Origin of the sequence: Arthrobacter sp. EpRS71, assembly GCF_001512285.1 — a bacterium.
Classification (GTDB): domain Bacteria; phylum Actinomycetota; class Actinomycetes; order Actinomycetales; family Micrococcaceae; genus Arthrobacter.
The window spans coordinates 13,785-29,786 of the sequence record NZ_LNUV01000002.1 but is presented as its reverse complement, the minus strand read 5'-3'; the positions used below and the strand labels follow the sequence as shown (position 1 = coordinate 29,786).

Here is a 16,002-nt window from a genome sequence, read left to right as displayed (position 1 = left end):
CTCCGCCGAAGCCCGGAATCATTCCCCTGCGGCCGCTGCAGTTCGGTGAGATTCTTGACGGCTCTTTCCAGACGATCCGCCGCAATGCTGCCTCCATGTTTGGCTCTGCGCTGATCGTGCAAGCCCTCGGAGCAGTCATGATCGGCATTGTCACCGTGGGCATGGTCCAGGTATCGATGTCCTTTGAATCCGTTAGTTCGGAAGCGGAGTTCGCCGATGCGATGGGCCCGTTCTTCGCGTTCATGGCAGGCACCCTGGGAGTTTCGGTGCTGATCGGGTTCCTGGGATCCGTTCTCCAAGGTGTCCTGGTGGTGCCGGTTTCCCGCTCGGTCCTCAACCGGAAGACCGGCTTCAAACAAATGTGGAAGCTTGCTGCCCCCCGGATATTGCCCTTGCTCGGCGTTGCCGCGCTGCTGACCTTGGGCGGCCTCCTGGCTGCTGCCGCGGTGATCGGGATTGCAATCTTGTTGTTTACCACTATGGGACCTGCCGCCTTGGTCATCGTCCTTCCTCTTGGGCTGGGCGCCATCGTGGTCTTTGTCTGGATCGGACTGAAGTTGATGCTGGCCCCTGCCGTCATAGTGGTGGAACGAACCGGCGTTTACAACGGACTGCTCCGGTCCTGGCAGTTGACCAAGAACAACTGGTGGCGCATCTTCGGCATCACCTTGGTGGTAGCCATCATGGTGGGAGTCATCGCCCAGATTGTCCAAATTCCGGTGTCCTTGGTTTCCGCCGCCGTCGGTGGTGTAGTTGCTCCGCACCCGGACGCCGACTCGATGACCTCTACCCTGGTTCTGACTACGGTGATTTCCACGGCGATCGGGGCCTTGGTGGGGTCCGTAACGTTCGCCTTTCAAGCGTCCGTTTCCAGCCTGATCTATATGGACCTCCGTATGCGTCGGGACGGCTTGGACGTTGAACTTTTGAGGCTGATGGAAACTGGTTCCGATCCTGATGGGATCCCCGGCGGACCATCCACTGTGCCCGGAAGCACCGCCTGGCCACCGGGCGGGGGACAGTTTCCGGCCGCTCCCCCCGGGCAGCAACCCCAGGCATGAGAGCAGCCGCGATCGATGCTTTTTCCTCACGGCCGTTGATGGAACCGCCTGTGACACCGGACCGCGACGAAGCGCGGCGCTGGGCCGTTGAGGAACTCTCCAATCCCCGATACCCGGATGCAACGCCCGGCTGGCTGGAACAACTGTGGCGGGATTTCCTGGATTGGCTTTCGTCGTTGGAAGGTGGGTCAGGGACCGGTCCCAATCTTGCTGTTCCCCTGATGGTGGTTCTGGCTTTGGTGCTCATCGTCGTCGCCATCGTTTTCGTGCGGCCACGGCTGAACGCCCGGAGTGCAAAAGAGTCCGGCGATCTCTATGGAGACGACACCACCGTCGACGCCGAGGGCTACCGTGCGAGGGCGGCGTCAGCAGCCGACGGCGGCAACTGGACGTCCGCCGTCGTCGATCAGTTCCGTGCTCTTGTCCGCTCCACCGAAGAGCGCGACATCATTGATCCTCGAGCTGGCAGGACCGCGGACGAAGCCGCCGCTCAACTGGGCGGCGTTTTTGGAGTGGCACAGGCCAGACTCATCGCCGCTGCCGGTGTTTTCGACGCTGTACGGTACGGCGACCACCCCGCAACACGTGGGGACTATGAGGCGGTCCGCCAACTGGATGCTGATCTTCTTGGCCTCAAGCCTGATTTCGCTGGGCAGGCCCAGGCCGGATTCGCGGTACCCCGATGACAACAAAAGAACACGTGGGCCAGGACCATGCCGCCGCCGCAGAACTTTCAGCCCTAAGGGGCTTCAAAGCCTGGTTCCGCAAGCACCTCGTCTGGATTGCCCTCGTGGCTCTCCTGGCCGGTCTGGTGATTTTCCTGGCTATTGACAGCGTTGCCGGGGCCACCGACTCCCGGCGCCTGTCCGCACGAAACCCGGCACCGGATGGCGCCATGGCGGTGGCCGAAATCCTGGGGCGCCACGGTGTATCGGTCACCCCGACAGACACGTTCGAGGACACCTTGAAGGCGCTATCAAGCAGAGATGAGGCCACAGTATTCCTCTTCGACGCACAGGGCTTTCTCGACCGATCCCAACTTGAAGAAGTCACAGCAGCAGCAGACCGTGTTGTGGTGGTGTCACCGCGCCTCAGGACACTCAATGGCCTGACGGAAGGGATCCGCCCTGGCGGGGTGGTTCCCGAAGCAACACAGGTGATTGAACCCGGCTGCACCCAGGACGATGCCTTGGAAGCCGGCCCGGTATCTGCGCAGGGGTCAATCTTTTCGGGGCCCCTGGTTTGCTACGCTCCCCGTGGAAACGGCCCCGGGCTATATGCAGCATCGGCCGATGGCAGGGTCATCGTGTTGGGCAGCAGGGAGCTCTTGGACAATCAACACCTCGCGCTGGAGGGCAATGCCGCCCTCGCGCTCCGCACGTTGGGGAACAACGCGGACCTCGTATGGTACATCCCCGGCGTCGGAGACATCCCGGCGTCCACGTCGAACCCCACCCTCAATGAGCTCGCGCCGCGCTGGCTTGCCTTCGCCGGCCCGTGGCTGGGTTTGGTAGCCCTGCTGGCCATCGCGTGGCGGGGCCGGCGCATGGGCCCCCTGGTTTTCGAGCCGCTGCCCGTGGTGGTCAAAGCCGCCGAAACAGCGGAAGGCCGTGCACGTCTCTACCAGGACTCACGTGCTGTGGAGCGGGCCGCCCGAAACTTGAGGGCAGGAACGTTGTCACGGCTGGCCCGGCATTTCAACCTTGGGGCTGACGCCACCGCCGAAGCACTTTTGGACATAACAGCCCGCCATGTAGAGCTGCCAGCCACGGAAGTCCGGTCCATCCTGATCGACTTCATGCCGCAAGGCGAAGGACAACTGGTGCAGTGGGCACAACAAATTGAACGAATCGAACAGGAAGCGATCGCCCGATGAGCAGCCACACGGACAGCAACAGCCACTACGCGGAGACGACGCCCCAGCAGGAAGCCCTGCAGCACGAGGAGTCGCAGCACGAGGCGCCGCCCGCAGAAAACGGACAGAGGCATCCCCTCGAGGATCCGGCACGGCAGTCGCTGCTCAACGTCAGGAGCGAAGTTGGAAAAGCCGTTGTCGGTCAGGACTCCACGGTTACCGGCATGCTGATCGCCCTGCTCTGCGGCGGACACGTCCTCCTTGAGGGCGTTCCCGGCGTAGCCAAGACCCTTCTGGTCCGGGCCTTGTCCACTGCCCTGAGCTTGGACACCAAACGTGTTCAGTTCACTCCGGACCTCATGCCAGGTGACGTCACGGGGTCATTGGTCTATGACTCTCATACCTCTGAGTTCACTTTCCGTGAGGGCCCGGTGTTCACCAACATCATGTTGGCCGATGAAATCAACCGAACCCCGCCGAAAACCCAGGCATCACTCTTGGAAGCCATGGAAGAACGCCAGGTTTCCGTTGACGGCGTATCGCGTCCGCTTCCGAGTCCGTTCATTGTCGCGGCAACCCAGAACCCTGTGGAGTACGAGGGCACCTACCCCCTGCCAGAGGCACAATTGGACCGCTTCCTCCTCAAGCTGACCATGCCGCTGCCTGGACGGGCTGAGGAAATTGAAGTCATCCGCCGCCACGCCAGTGGTTTTGATCCCCGAAACCTTGCCGCAGCCGGCGTGCGGCCGGTGGCTGGCGCCGTCGAACTTTCCAACGCCCAAGCGGCCGTTGCCCACGTTGCGGTGGCCCCGGAGATCCTTGCCTACATTGTTGACGTCGTGCGTGCCACGAGGTCCGCACCCTCATTTCAACTCGGCGTTTCGCCCCGTGGGGCTACCGCGTTGCTCAAAACGGCCAAAGCCTGGGCGTGGTTGTCGGGCAGGTCATTCGTCACGCCGGACGACGTCAAAGCCTTGTCCTTGCCGTGCCTGCGGCACAGGGTAGGCCTGCGGCCGGAAGCCCAGATGGATGGCATCGTGGTGGACGATGTCCTGGGTAGCATCCTCGCGTCCGTCCCGGTACCCCGGTGATCCCCGGACCGATGTTGGCCGAGGGGGCTTGAATGGCCATTACGGGTCGTTTCGTGCTGCTGGCCCTTCTGGGTCTGGTGCCGTTGGTGGTGTTCCCAGCATGGAGCACCGTCCTGTTCGTTGGCGCGGGACTACTGCTTGTGCTGATCTCGGATCTGGTGCTGGCGGCATCGCCCGCACAACTTGTCCTGGATCGCGTCCTGCCTGGAAACGTGACACTTGAGGGCAAAGCGGACTCCGTAGTAACCATCACCAACCCCACCCGGCGCAAGCTGCGGGCCGAAGTCAGGGACACCTGGCAGCCATCTGCGGGGGCGCTGAACCCGTCACAGTCCCTTGTGGTTCCGCCCGGTGAGAGGCGCCGCATGACAGTAACCTTGGTCCCGCGTCGTCGCGGCGATCTCACAAGCCCCCACGTGACCATCCGCTCCGTGGGTCCCTTGGGCATGGCGGCAAGGCAGCGAACACGCGTCCTGCCCGGCCAGCTGAGGGTCCTCCCGCCGTTCCACTCGAAGCGTCATCTCCCCTCAAAACTCCGGAAGCTCCGGGAACTGGACGGCAGGGCCGCCGTGCAGATCCGCGGAGCAGGTACCGAATTCGATTCTTTGCGCGATTACGTCCGGGGTGACGACGTCCGCTCCATCGACTGGCGCGCCACAGCGCGACGCACCTCAGTTGTGGTGCGGACGTGGCGCCCGGAGCGCGACCGGCGAGTGGTGATCGTTCTTGATACTTCCCGGACAGCGGCCGCAAGAATTGAGGATGAACCACGGCTCGATACCGGCATTGAGGCGGCCCTGCTGCTCTCCGTGCTGGCCGAGCGCGGAGGCGACCGAGTGGACTTCCTCGCCTACGACCGCAGGCTCCGCGCAAGGGTTGAGTCGGCGTCAAAAGGGAACTTGCTGGGTCAGCTCGTCCAGTCCATGGCTCCTTTGGAGGCCGAACTGATCGAACTCGATTGGCAGCAGGTCCCGGCTCAGGTGCGTGCCGTCTCCGCGCACAGGTCACTGGTTGTGCTCCTGACGGCGCTCGACGGCGGTGCCCCCGAGGAAGGGCTCCTCCCCACGGTGGCTCAATTGTCCCGCCAACATGTCGTGGTGGTGGCCTCAGTGAGGGATCCCCTTCTTTCTGCCATGAAGGAAAAGAGGACCACGGCCAGCCAGGTTTTCCGGGCAGCGGCAGCCGAACGCGCGCTGTTGGAACGCTCAGCGGTGATGGCTCAGCTCCGCCAACTCGGCGCCGAAGTGGTGGATGCTGAACCTCACGACGTTCCGCCGATGCTTGCTGATACGTACATACGGCTCAAAGCAGCAGGACGGCTCTAACGCGGGATGATGGTTCCAGGCTCCGTTTTTCAGGTGCGCCCCCATGGTGTTTTCAAGGAAGGACTGCCATGAATACCCCCATCTATCAGCTGGCACTGGGCGAGGAATTCGCCCGGCTTACCCCGGAGCTCCAGGAGTATTTTGCCTTGGCGGCCGGGTCCGGTTCCTATGGAATTGGCGAAGGCGTCTTTGATGTAGTGGGGTGCCGGCAGAAGTGGCTACGGCCGCTCCTCGCTCTGACAGGAAGTGAGGAGGCGTTCTTTCCTGAATACGGCGAGGGTATACCGTTCCGGATAGAAAACCACGCCCACATGGATCCCTTCGGACGTCCTGCGCTCACTGCCCGCCGGGAGATCCACTTCCCCTCGGGAACACGGCTCTTCCACGATACGACCAGCGCCATCCTGCCTGCCCGTGCCGATCAAAACGCCCGTTTGGTGGACCATGTAGGCCGTTACCGCCGGCTGGTCACGGACTTGGATGTCAGCGTCACCGCCCAGGGCCGTCTCCGGGGTGTGTCCCAAGCGAGCAGGCTCTTCCTGGGGCCGCTCCGCATTCCACTGCCGGCAGCCCTCGACGCCCGCGCGTATGCCGAACAATGGTGGGACAACGACGAGGGCAAGCACCGCATTCAGGTCAAGGTCATCCAGCCTCAGATCGGTTTGGTTCTTGTCTACGCAGGGCGCTTCGACTACCGCCTCGCGCCGTACCTGCCGGGAGCAGCCCCCGGTACCTCACTGCCCCGGTACGCTGAACCAGACCGCTGGGAGAAGAGATACTGAAGTGTTCCAGTCAGCCCTGAGCCAGCTGGTCCAGTCCGTCAGCCACGTGGGTCAGCTTTTTCAGGACATCTTTGGCCGCTGAGGGATTGAAGTCCGCCAGTCCCGTCGAGGGCGTGACCCGGAGCCCGGCCAATCCGGAAGCCGGAAGGCCCAGTTGGCGCCACGGCTTCCAGATGCTTTCAATGACCTCGGCCGTGCGTGGTAGCTGAGTTTGAGGGTTGTTGGTGGAAAGCGCGCCTGCCCAAACGCGTTTTCCGCCTTCGACGGCTGCGGCGAGTTGCTCCCACTGACGCGACGTCAGGGCCTTCAAGGGCACCGCGACGCCGTCTGCGCCAGCAGCAAGTATCCGCTCGATGGGCGCTTCGATTTCCGGGACAGAGACCACGGTCTCGACGACGCCCGCAGACTTCAGGGAATCAATGACCACCCGCCATGCCCCTGTGACTTCCTCACCGGATATGGACCGCAGGGTGCGGTAGCCACTGGCCGTGGGGATTGTCCCTGCCATGACGGAGGCAATGTCCGGTTCATCAATCTGGACCACCAGGCGGGCGCCCGGGACGGCCGCGACGATGCGCCTGAGGTGCCCTCCGACGCCGGCGGCCAGGGATTCCGCAATGTCCCTGCGGGCGCCGTAGTCCAACAGTGCCCGCTCTCCGCTGTGCAGGTGAAGATTGGCCGCGAGGCTCATGGGTCCCAGCAGCTGGATCTTGAACTCCGTTGCTGACACATCCTCGGAACCGACGATGTCCGCCAGAATGTTGATGTCCGTCGATAACGCCGAGCTGGCGCGCCGGGCATCCTTCCCGGGCCTGTCCACCAGGCGCCAACCGTGCGGCTGAACGTCCAGTGCCAAGTCAACGAGCAGGGAGCCAGTCCGGCCGACACCATCCGAACCCACTCCGCGATCCGGCAGTTGAGGCAGGAAAGGAAGGTGGGGGTCTCCCAACTCGCCCCGGATGATCCGCGTTGCCTCCGTGGGATCAGTGCCAGGCCACGGTCCCAGTGCGGTGGCGCTTGCGCGCACGCTCTCCAAATCCGGCACGGGTCACGCCTGCTGGCTGGAGATCTGGTGATCCTCGGCGATGGCCTCGTGGTGGCGGATCACTTCACTGATGATGAAATTGAGGAATTTCTCTGCAAAAGCCGGATCAAGGTGTGCGTCCTCTGCGAGCCTGCGCAGCCGGGCGATCTGGGCGGATTCGCGGCCCGGATCCCCGGCGGGAAGCTGGTGGGTGGCCTTCAGGATGCCAACTTTTTGGGTGGCTTTGAAGCGTTCCGCAAGCAGGAACACAAGTGTTGCGTCAATGTTGTCAATGCTGGACCGGATGGACAGCAGCTCGTCCATGACGGCACGGTCCACCTGCCCGGCTAAGGAGCTCGCTGCCGGGTTGAAGGAATCGGCGTCGTGGGGAAGGGCGTTGTTCTGCTCGGTCATGCACCCCAGTCTATGGTGCGGGGCGGTGCCGTCGCCGGTGTTACTTGGTAGCGCACCGTGTGGTGCGGAGAAGGCTTACCCCTCCCCTGGCCAGGCCACAGGGAGGGGCGCACCTTCTTCACCTTTACGCAGGTCCTACGGACGGTTCAGCCGCCCAGCAGCGATCGGTGCGCTTCCCGGCGTCGTGCTTGCTCATCGGGGTCCGGCACAGGCAGCGAGGCGATGAGCCGCTTGGTGTAGTCGTGTTGCGGTGATCCCATCACCTGATTGCCGATCCCCTGCTCCACCAGCCGGCCCTTGTACAACACACCAACCCAGTGGGACAACATGTCCACTACTGCGAGGTCGTGGCTGATGAAGAGAGCCGCGAAACCGTACTGCTCTTGGATGTCTTTGAACAGGTCCAGGACTTTCGCCTGCACGGAGACGTCAAGCGCGGATGTGGGTTCGTCGGCGATCAACAGGCGCGGGTTGAGCGCCAGCGATCTCGCCAAGGAGGCACGCTGCCGCTGCCCACCGGACAGCTCGTGCGGGTACCGTTCCGCGTACGACGCCGGCAGCTGGACTGCTTCGAGCAGCTCACCTACCTTCTTCCTCGCCCCAGCAGCTCCTGGCCGGGTGTGGATCAGGAGCGGTTCGGCCACGCACTCGCCGATGGTGAGGTGCGGGTTGAAGGACGCCGCCGGATCTTGGAACACAAAACCAATGTCCTTGCGAAGCGGACGGAAGGTTCGTTCCTTGAAGTCCAACATCTCGTACCCAAGGACCTTCAGGCTGCCCCCCGTGGTGCGGGTCAGGCCGGCAATGGCTCGTCCGATGGTTGATTTTCCGGAACCGGACTCACCCACCAATCCGAAGACCTCATTTTCGGACACCGTAAAGCTGACGTCATTCACGGCCTTGAATCCGTGCCTGCCGAACCGCCCGGGGTATTCGATGGTGAGGTTCTTTGCCTCCACCAGGATTTTGCCATCTTGGTGGAGCCGGCCTCGGGCGCCCTCGGATGCGGAGTTTCGTCCGAGGTGCGGCACCGCGGCGAGCAGCTTCTTTGTGTACTCCTGCCGGGGTTCAGCAAAAAGGACCTTGGCCGGCGCCTCCTCCACAACGTCACCCTGGTACATCACCACAACACGGTCCGCCAGATCCGCCACTACTCCCATGTTGTGGGTGATGAGCACGATCGAGGTGCCGTAGTTGTCCCTCAAATCGCGCAGGAGCTGGAGGATTTCGGCTTGGACTGTGACATCCAAGGCCGTGGTGGGCTCATCGGCCACGATCAGTCCGGGATTGAGCGCCAACGCCGCAGCTATGACCACACGTTGCTTCTGGCCACCGGAGAACTGATGTGGATAGTAGTTGACCCGCGTTTCAGGATCCGGGATGCCCACCTTGCGAAGTGCCTCGGTTGCCCTTTCCTTGGCTTCCTTGGCTGAGAGGCGCCGCCCGTCCGTGGAGTGCGCACGGATGCCTTCGGCAATCTGCCAGCCCACGGTGAAGACCGGATTCAGCGCCGTGGAGGGCTCCTGGAACACCATGGCCACATCGCGGCCCCGGATTTTGCGGAGGGTGGATTGGCTGACGCTAATGACGTTGTTGCCGTTGATCACCACAGCTCCCGAGCTGATGGCGGTTTCCGGAAGCAGGCCCAGGATGGTCTTGGCCGTCACCGTCTTTCCGGAACCCGATTCGCCCACAATGGCAACTACTTCTCCGGCTCCAACGTTCAGGCTTACGTCTTTGACGGCGTGAACGTCGCCGCCGTCCGTGGCAAAGGTGACTTGGAGCCGATCGATGGTGAGTACCGGCTGTTCCGTGCCTGCCCCGTCTGAGAGGTTTCCAAGGTTGGTGGTCATGACTTTCCTGCCTCTGCCGGGTTTGCCGGCAATTCCGGTCCTGCCGGTGTACCGGGTACTGGTGTTCGGCCCGCGCGTTTGCGGCCACGGATCCGGGGATCGTTGAGGTCGTTGATGCTCTCGCCCACCAGGGTCAGCCCCAGGACGGTGAGGACCATCGCGACGCCGGGGAAGACGCCGGTCCACCAAATACCGGAGGAGGTATCAGCCAGTGCTTTGTTGAGGTCAAAACCCCATTCAGCCGCAGACGTCGGTTCGATCCCGAAGCCAAGGAACCCCAGTCCGGCAAGGGTCAGGATCGCTTCGGAGGCGTTGAGGGTGAACATGAGCGGCAGGGTCCGGGTGGCGTTCTTGAAAATGTGCCGCCCAATGATGCGAACACTGGACGCCCCCAGGACCTTGGCTGATTCCACAAACGGCTCAGCCTTGAGCCGGATGGTCTCTGCACGGATGACCCGGAAATACTGGGGCACAAAAACCACGGTGATGGAGAAAGCACAAGAGAAGATGCCGCCCCAGAAGCTGGACTGCCCGCGGCTGATCACAATGGAAATCACGATTGCCAGGAGCAAGGTTGGAAAGGCATAGATGGCGTCTGCCACAACCACCAGGATCCGGTCCAGCCAACCTCCGAAGTAGCCGCTGAGAAGGCCAAGGACCACACCGAGGAACAGGGACATGGCCACGGACACAATGATGACTGTCACCGCTGTTTGGGAACCCCACACCACCCGCGACAGGACGTCGTAACCGCCAACGGTGGTTCCCAGCAGGTGCTTGGCGCTTGGAGCTTCCTGGGTGGGAAACGAACCGGAGTCATCGCTGAGTTGGGAGTATCCATAGGGAGCAAGGAGAGGGGCGAAGATACTGGTCAGCAGGAAGATTCCGCTGAGGACAACACCCACAATGAGCATGCCCCGCTGAAGGCCTACGCTCTTCTTCAGGTGGCTGATTACAGGAAGCCGGGAAAACAAGGGCTCCTTGGCTCGGGTTAACTGTGGAGTGCTCATGGTCAGTACCTCACTCGGGGGTCGATGAGCGCGGCAATGATATCCACGATGAAGTTGGTGACGGCGACGATGATGGCCAGCAGGACCACTATGCCTTGGACGGCCACGAAGTCGCGGGCATTCAAGTACTGCACCAACTGGTACCCCAGGCCCTTCCACTCAAAGGTGGTTTCGGTCAGGATGGCGCCGCCCAGCATCAGTGCTATTTGCAGGCCCATGACGGTAATGATGGGAATCAATGCCGGTTTGTACGCGTGCTTGGTCACCAGCCGGAACTCGCTGACGCCCCTTGAGCGCCCTGCCTCGATGTAGTCCTTCCCCAGGGTTCCGATCACGTTGGTGCGGACCAGGCGAAGGAAAACACCGGCGGTGAGTAAGCCCAGTGCGATTGCCGGGAGGACTGCGTGGGAAACAATGTCACCGAGTGCCGTGAAGTTTCCACTGCGCAGCGCGTCCAGCCAGTAGATACCGGAGGGGGCTGCCAAGGCACTCATGGTGAGTTCCGTAAGGGTGGAGGCACGGCCGGCTACCGGGAACCAACCGAGCCATACGGAAAACGTCAACTTGAGGAGAAGTCCCGAGAAGAAGACAGGGGTTGCGTAGCAAAGGATGGCGAAAAACCTCAACAGGGCGTCGGGGGCTTTGTCCCGGTGTTGGGCGGCGATAAGTCCGAACGGGATACCGACGGCGAGAGCCACGATCAGTGCGTTGATGGAGAGCTCGAGGGTGGCTGCGCCGAAAGTAGTCAGCACCTCCAGTACGGGACGCCGGTCAGTGATGGTGGTTCCGAAATTCCCGGTGATCAGCTGGCCAAGGTACTCGAAGTACTGAACCAGGACCGGTCGGTCATACCCGGCGTCGTGAATGCGTTGGGCCAGGACGTCCGGGGGCAGGCGTCCGCCTTGAGATGCGGTGATGGGATCTCCGATGACCCTCATCAGGAAGAAAACCAGTGTTACCAAAATAAAAACGGTGGGAATGATCAGGAAGAACCTGATCACGATGTACCTTCCCAGCCCTCCCCCGGCTTTGGACTTGCTCTTTGGAGCAACGATCCCGGGCTCCGCCTCGGGAACGTCAATAAGTGTTGTCATGTGTTACCTGCATTTCCTGCCCGTGGATTACACGGGGTTGTCTCATGCGTGCCGGCCACTTGGTGGTCAGCAAAGGAGGCGGGACACCGGATCAGTGTCCCGCCTCCCTTCTCATCGCAAAGGTGCGGTTACTTGGAGATGACGCCCAGGCGGAACTTGAAGGACGGATCCAGGGTCTTCTCGACTCCATTGACGCCGCTTCCGGCTACCGCCACCTGCGCGCCTTGAAGCAGCGGCAGTGTGGAGATGTCCTTGGCGAGGGCGGTCTGGACTTCCTTGATGGCCGCTTCGCGCTTGGTCTTGTCCGCTTCGGTGAGCTGCTTGCCGATGAGATCGTTGACCGTGGCGTTGTTGTAGTGGTTTTTCAGGAAGCCGCCCTCAGGGAAGAACGGGGTGAGGTAGTTGTCGGCATCGCTGAAGTCCGGGAACCAGCCAAACTGGAACACCGGGTATTCGTCCGCACGGCTGGCCTTGCTGTACGTGACCCATTCGGTGGACTGCAGGTTCACAGTGAAGAGCCCGGACTTTTCAAGCTGCTCTTTGACCATGGCGTATTCATCTCCGGAGGATCCACCGTAGTGGTCCGGGTTGTACTGCAGGTTCAGGGCCACAGGTTCAGTAATGCCGGCGTCCGTGAGGACCTTCTTGGCCTTGTCCAGGCTGGGCTTACCGCCATCGCCATAAGCATCCTTGAAGGACTCGTTGGCACCGAGGAATCCGCTGGGAACATTCGAGTACAGGGGCAGGTAGGTGCCCTTGTAGACCTGATCAGCGATCGCTTGACGGTCAACCAGGTTGGCTACGGCCTGGCGAACGGCCAGTGCCTTCGCCGGGTCCGCGCCGGCCGCCTTGGTTCCGTATGGCATGGTGTCGAAGTTGAAGGTGACATAACGGATCTCGCCACCCGGACCGGTGAGGACCTTGACCTTGGAATCCTTGCGGAGATCGTCAATGTCCGTGGCGCTGAGGCTGCGGAAAGCGACGTCAATGGCGCCTTGCTGGATTTCGAGCTTCAGGTTGGTGGGGCTGGCGTAGTACTTGATGGTGGCGGCATCGTTGGCCGGCTTGCCAAGAACACCCTGGTAATCCGCAAAGGCCTTGAAGCTGACCAGTTCGTTCTTCTTGTAGCTGTCAATCGTGTACTGGCCGTAGAACGCATTGGCCTTGATGATCTCGTCGTCTGAAAGGATCTTGTCGGCCGGGAAGACTTCATCGTCCACGATCGGCGCGGCGGGGCTGCTGAGGATCTGGCTGAACGTCTGGTCGTTGGCGTTCTTCAACTTGAACACCACTGTGGTGGCATCCGGCGTGCTCACGCTCTCGATGTTGGTCAGTAGCGACGCTGGCCCGGCGGGGTCGTTGATTGCCACCTGCCGATCGAAGGAATGCTTCACGTCTTTCGAATCCAAGGTGTGACCGTTGGCCCACTTGAGCCCGGACTTGAGCTTGACGGTGTACTCCGACGGCGCCGTGAACGACGACGATTCCGCGAGGTCCGGAACGGGTTCCGCACCGCCGGGCTTGGAATTGAGCAGGAATGAGTAGACCTGGTTCATCACCATAAATGAACCGTTGTCGTAGGATCCTGCGGGGTCCAGCGAGGTGACTTTGTCAGTAGTGCCGTAGGCGATGGGGCCTGCGGCTGCCGGAGCGGAGGATGAGCCGCCGCCGGAGGGTCCCGTGCATGCCGTCAAGGCGAGCGCGGAGATGCCCGCCAGCGCGATAACGCCGTGCAGGGCCTTCTTGTTCAGTGCCATCTGGTGAACCTTCTGTTCGATGGATTCGGCGCGCCGCCGTGGGTAATTTGTGACGGAGCGCACTCTTGATTCCACGATTCAACCAGACTTCGAAGGCCGCGAACCCCTCATTTTGTGATTTGAGACACAAAATTTACTTTCCAGTAGGTTTTACTGCGAGAGCCTTAGCTCTTAGAGCGCTTCCCTCTGGAGGGAACGGGCAGCATCAATGGTTGCCTGTCCCAGTACCCGGCTGCCTTGATAGAGAACCACGGTCTGTCCCGGTGCGACGCCGCGCAACGGGTCTGTCAGCGTAACGACGAGTTGGGCTCTCTCCACGCCGGAATCATCCGCGACGGTTTCCACGCGGGCGATCGCTGGAACGGGGTCGCCGTGGGCCCTGACCTGGGCATGGCAGTCGAACTCAACGCCACTGCTCACTTCGGCAATGGGCAATCCGGCCCAGGAAACCTTGATGCCGCGGATCTCGTCGATTGCCAGCAGGGCTTCCGGTCCTACAACCACCTTGTTTTCCTTGGGACGGATCTCCAAAACGAACCGTGGTTTGCCATCTGCCGCGGGCGTGCCCAATTTCAGGCCTCGTCGCTGCCCTACCGTAAAGGCGTTGGCGCCCGGATGCTCGCCGACTTTGGCACCCGTTTCGTCAACGATGTCCCCAGTGGTCATGTCAATCTTTTCGGCCAGCCATCCGCGGGTATCACCGTCGGAGATAAAGCAGATGTCGTGGCTGTCCGGCTTGTTGGCCACGGACAAGCCCCGGCGCTCCGCCTCTGCACGCACCTCGGCCTTGGACGGAGTGTCCGCCAACGGGAACATGGAGTGCTTCAGTTGCTCATGGGTCAAGACACCCAGAACGTAGCTCTGGTCCTTGGCCCAATCTGCCGCGCGGTGGAGCTCCCGGTTACCGTCGGCGTCTTCGATGACCTTTGCGTAGTGTCCGGTGCATACGGCGTCGAAACCCAAGGCGATGGCCTTCTCCAGAAGGGCTGCGAACTTGATCCGCTCGTTGCATCGCATGCACGGGTTCGGTGTCCTGCCGGCGGCGTACTCGTCAATGAAATCCTGGACGACGTCTTCCTTGAAGCGCTCCGAGAAGTCCCACACGTAGTAGGGAATTCCCAGGACATCGCAGGCTCGCCAAGCGTCGCGCGAATCTTCGATGGTGCAGCAGCCTCGGCTTCCCGTACGCAGGGTGCCAGGCATGCGCGACAAAGCAAGATGGACTCCCACAACGTCGTGTCCGGCCTCGACGGCCCGGGCTGCGGCCACGGCGGAGTCAACTCCGCCGCTCATTGCTGCAAGTACTCGCATGCTGGCTTTCTGTCTGTGGGAGTTGGAGCAACCGATCCGGCTGTGGAAACAGCCGGCGTGCCCATCTATTCTAGCCTGCCTCGCCATCTGCCCCTAAAACACCGTGGTAGGCCCGCTTCTGAATCCAGAGGTCAAAGACAGGGTTGAGGACTTGCACAGCCCACAACCTAGGCCTGCCGGGCCACCGTCGCCGCCGTTTGGATGCTGGATTCGTGGCCAGCCATTCCAGCCTGGCGCGCCCTGAGGCACGCCTCGGGAAGCGCCTTGAGGAGCTCATCCACGTCTGCATTGGTGGAATTGTGGCCCAAAGTGAAACGCTGGGCCCCACGGGCGGTGTCCTCATCCAATCCCATGGCCAGGAGAACATGTGATGGCCTGGGCACCCCGGCTGTGCAGGCAGAGCCCGTAGAGGACTCGACACCGGCCAGGTCCAGGAGAAAGAGCAGCGAATCGCCTTCGCAACCAGGGAAGGTGAAATGGGCGTTTCCCGGGAGTCTCCCGTCTCCGGCGGCACCCCTGAGGACTGCATCCGGAACCGACTCGCGCACCCCGCTGATCAGGCGCTCACGTAACGTGCTGAGGCGCTCCCGCTCAGCCGCAAGGTTTGCAGTGACAACTTCAGCGGCTGCGGCAAAGGCGGCAATTGCCGGAGTGTCCAGCGTCCCGGAACGAACATCACGCTCTTGACCGCCTCCGTGCTGTACCGGCGTCAGCTTGACGGCCCGCCCCAGGAAAAGGGCCCCAACGCCGACCGGACCACCGAGCTTGTGCCCCGACACGGACATCGCTGCAAGTCCTGAGCGCCGGAAATCAACAGGGATGGATCCGAAAGCCTGGACGGCGTCGGAGTGAACCGGGATTCCATGCGGTGCCGCCAACTCCACGATGTCCATCACGGGCTGGATGGTGCCGACTTCATTATTGGCCCACATCACAGTGACCAACGCTACCGATCCAGGATCGTGTTCAATTTCCTGCTTGACTGCCTCAAGCCGGACCTTGCCGTCGGCATCAACGGGAAGCCATACAACCTCTGCGCCCTCGTGCTTTTCAAGCCATTCAACGGTATCCATGACCGCATGGTGCTCGACGGCGGAGCAAAGGATGCGGGTCCGGCGGGAGTCTTCGTCACGCCTGGCCCAGAAAAGCCCCTTAACAGCCAGGTTGTCCGATTCAGTACCGCCGGAAGTGAAAATGACCTCGGACGGATGGGCCCCGGCTGCAGCTGCCAAGGTCTCCCGTGCGTCCTCGACTGCCCGCCTGGCGCGGCGTCCTGCTCCGTGCAGCGACGAAGGGTTGCCCGTCCGCGCCAACTCGCGCGTCATGACAGCGAGCGCTTCGGCCGACAGGGGCGTGGTTGCAGCATGGTCAAGGTATACAGGCACCCTCTAATTCTACCGATGCCCCATACGGCCGATGCCGGCC

Annotated in this window: 14 protein-coding genes; 6 read left to right on the top strand and 8 right to left on the bottom strand. The window is 62.0% G+C overall.

The genetic code is table 11. The annotated features are described in order from the left end of the window. Window positions 1-95 precede the first annotated feature (95 nt). From AR689_RS02140 to AR689_RS02115, 6 genes are all read left to right on the top strand, one after another. Window positions 96-1,061 (top strand): DUF7847 domain-containing protein, encoded by a 966-nt coding sequence (locus tag AR689_RS02140; protein ID WP_231745411.1) that lies wholly within the window; start codon window positions 96-98, stop codon window positions 1,059-1,061. Window positions 1,062-1,111: 50 nt separating this feature from the next. After that, on the top strand, window positions 1,112-1,747 hold the full coding sequence (locus tag AR689_RS02135; RefSeq protein WP_231745410.1) for a DUF4129 domain-containing protein: 636 nt from the start codon (window positions 1,112-1,114) through the stop codon (window positions 1,745-1,747). Continuing rightward, window positions 1,744-2,937, top strand: coding sequence for a DUF4350 domain-containing protein (locus tag AR689_RS02130; RefSeq protein WP_062066163.1), 1,194 nt, complete (start codon window positions 1,744-1,746; stop codon window positions 2,935-2,937). Before AR689_RS02135 ends, AR689_RS02130 begins: the two co-directional genes overlap by 4 nt. Next, entirely contained in the window at window positions 2,934-4,007 is a 1,074-nt protein-coding gene (locus AR689_RS02125) for an AAA family ATPase (protein WP_231745409.1), read from the top strand. Before AR689_RS02130 ends, AR689_RS02125 begins: the two co-directional genes overlap by 4 nt. A 32-nt stretch (window positions 4,008-4,039) precedes the next feature. Further along, a complete protein-coding gene (locus tag AR689_RS02120) occupies window positions 4,040-5,332 on the top strand; it encodes a DUF58 domain-containing protein (RefSeq protein ID WP_062066160.1) in 1,293 nt (430 codons plus the stop codon). Window positions 5,333-5,400: 68 nt separating this feature from the next. Continuing rightward, entirely contained in the window at window positions 5,401-6,114 is a 714-nt protein-coding gene (locus tag AR689_RS02115) for a DUF4166 domain-containing protein (protein ID WP_062066157.1), read from the top strand. 10 nt (window positions 6,115-6,124) lie between these two features. Here the strand turns inward: AR689_RS02115 and AR689_RS02110 are convergent, their stop codons facing one another. The 8 genes from AR689_RS02110 to AR689_RS02075 all read right to left on the bottom strand — a co-directional run bounded on the left by AR689_RS02110 (window position 6,125) and on the right by AR689_RS02075 (window position 15,962). Further along, the gene (locus AR689_RS02110) at window positions 6,125-7,159 is read right to left on the bottom strand and encodes a uroporphyrinogen decarboxylase/cobalamine-independent methonine synthase family protein (protein WP_062066155.1); all 1,035 of its coding nucleotides are present in this window, start codon (window positions 7,157-7,159) and stop codon (window positions 6,125-6,127) included. A 3-nt stretch (window positions 7,160-7,162) separates the two neighbouring features. Further along, window positions 7,163-7,552: a chorismate mutase gene (locus AR689_RS02105; RefSeq protein ID WP_062066153.1), complete on the bottom strand. Its 390-nt coding sequence runs from the start codon at window positions 7,550-7,552 to the stop codon at window positions 7,163-7,165. A gap of 146 nt (window positions 7,553-7,698) precedes the next feature. Beyond that, a complete protein-coding gene (locus tag AR689_RS02100) occupies window positions 7,699-9,405 on the bottom strand; it encodes an ABC transporter ATP-binding protein (protein WP_062066151.1) in 1,707 nt (568 codons plus the stop codon). Continuing rightward, complete coding sequence (locus AR689_RS02095; RefSeq protein WP_062066148.1) at window positions 9,402-10,415, bottom strand: ABC transporter permease; 1,014 nt, start codon at window positions 10,413-10,415, stop codon at window positions 9,402-9,404. The genes AR689_RS02100 and AR689_RS02095 overlap by 4 nt, the downstream gene beginning before the upstream one ends. 2 nt (window positions 10,416-10,417) lie before the next feature. After that, the gene (locus AR689_RS02090; RefSeq protein WP_062066146.1) at window positions 10,418-11,509 is read right to left on the bottom strand and encodes an ABC transporter permease; all 1,092 of its coding nucleotides are present in this window, start codon (window positions 11,507-11,509) and stop codon (window positions 10,418-10,420) included. A gap of 128 nt (window positions 11,510-11,637) precedes the next feature. Further along, window positions 11,638-13,266: an ABC transporter substrate-binding protein gene (locus AR689_RS02085; RefSeq protein ID WP_062066543.1), complete on the bottom strand. Its 1,629-nt coding sequence runs from the start codon at window positions 13,264-13,266 to the stop codon at window positions 11,638-11,640. Between the two features lie 171 nt (window positions 13,267-13,437). Next, on the bottom strand, window positions 13,438-14,577 hold the full coding sequence (gene mnmA / locus AR689_RS02080) for a tRNA 2-thiouridine(34) synthase MnmA (RefSeq protein ID WP_024817389.1): 1,140 nt from the start codon (window positions 14,575-14,577) through the stop codon (window positions 13,438-13,440). Window positions 14,578-14,744: 167 nt separating this feature from the next. After that, window positions 14,745-15,962 (bottom strand): cysteine desulfurase family protein, encoded by a 1,218-nt coding sequence (locus AR689_RS02075; RefSeq protein WP_062066144.1) that lies wholly within the window; start codon window positions 15,960-15,962, stop codon window positions 14,745-14,747. Between the last annotated feature and the right edge of the window lie 40 nt (window positions 15,963-16,002).

Bases quoted from the DNA above. Each gene is read 5' to 3' on its own strand.
- AR689_RS02140 (WP_231745411.1), top strand. From the start codon at position 96: ATGTTTGGCTCTGCGCTGATCGTGCAAGCCCTCGGAGCAGTCATGATC.
- AR689_RS02130 (WP_062066163.1), top strand. From the start codon at position 1,744: ATGACAACAAAAGAACACGTGGGCCAGGACCATGCCGCCGCCGCAGAA.
- AR689_RS02125 (WP_231745409.1), top strand. From the start codon at position 2,934: ATGAGCAGCCACACGGACAGCAACAGCCACTACGCGGAGACGACGCCC.
- AR689_RS02120 (WP_062066160.1), top strand. From the start codon at position 4,040: ATGGCCATTACGGGTCGTTTCGTGCTGCTGGCCCTTCTGGGTCTGGTG.
- AR689_RS02115 (WP_062066157.1), top strand. From the start codon at position 5,401: ATGAATACCCCCATCTATCAGCTGGCACTGGGCGAGGAATTCGCCCGG.
- AR689_RS02105 (WP_062066153.1), bottom strand. From the start codon at position 7,552: ATGACCGAGCAGAACAACGCCCTTCCCCACGACGCCGATTCCTTCAAC.
- AR689_RS02100 (WP_062066151.1), bottom strand. From the start codon at position 9,405: ATGACCACCAACCTTGGAAACCTCTCAGACGGGGCAGGCACGGAACAG.
- AR689_RS02095 (WP_062066148.1), bottom strand. From the start codon at position 10,415: ATGAGCACTCCACAGTTAACCCGAGCCAAGGAGCCCTTGTTTTCCCGG.
- AR689_RS02090 (WP_062066146.1), bottom strand. From the start codon at position 11,509: ATGACAACACTTATTGACGTTCCCGAGGCGGAGCCCGGGATCGTTGCT.
- AR689_RS02085 (WP_062066543.1), bottom strand. From the start codon at position 13,266: ATGGCACTGAACAAGAAGGCCCTGCACGGCGTTATCGCGCTGGCGGGC.
- mnmA (WP_024817389.1), bottom strand. From the start codon at position 14,577: ATGCGAGTACTTGCAGCAATGAGCGGCGGAGTTGACTCCGCCGTGGCC.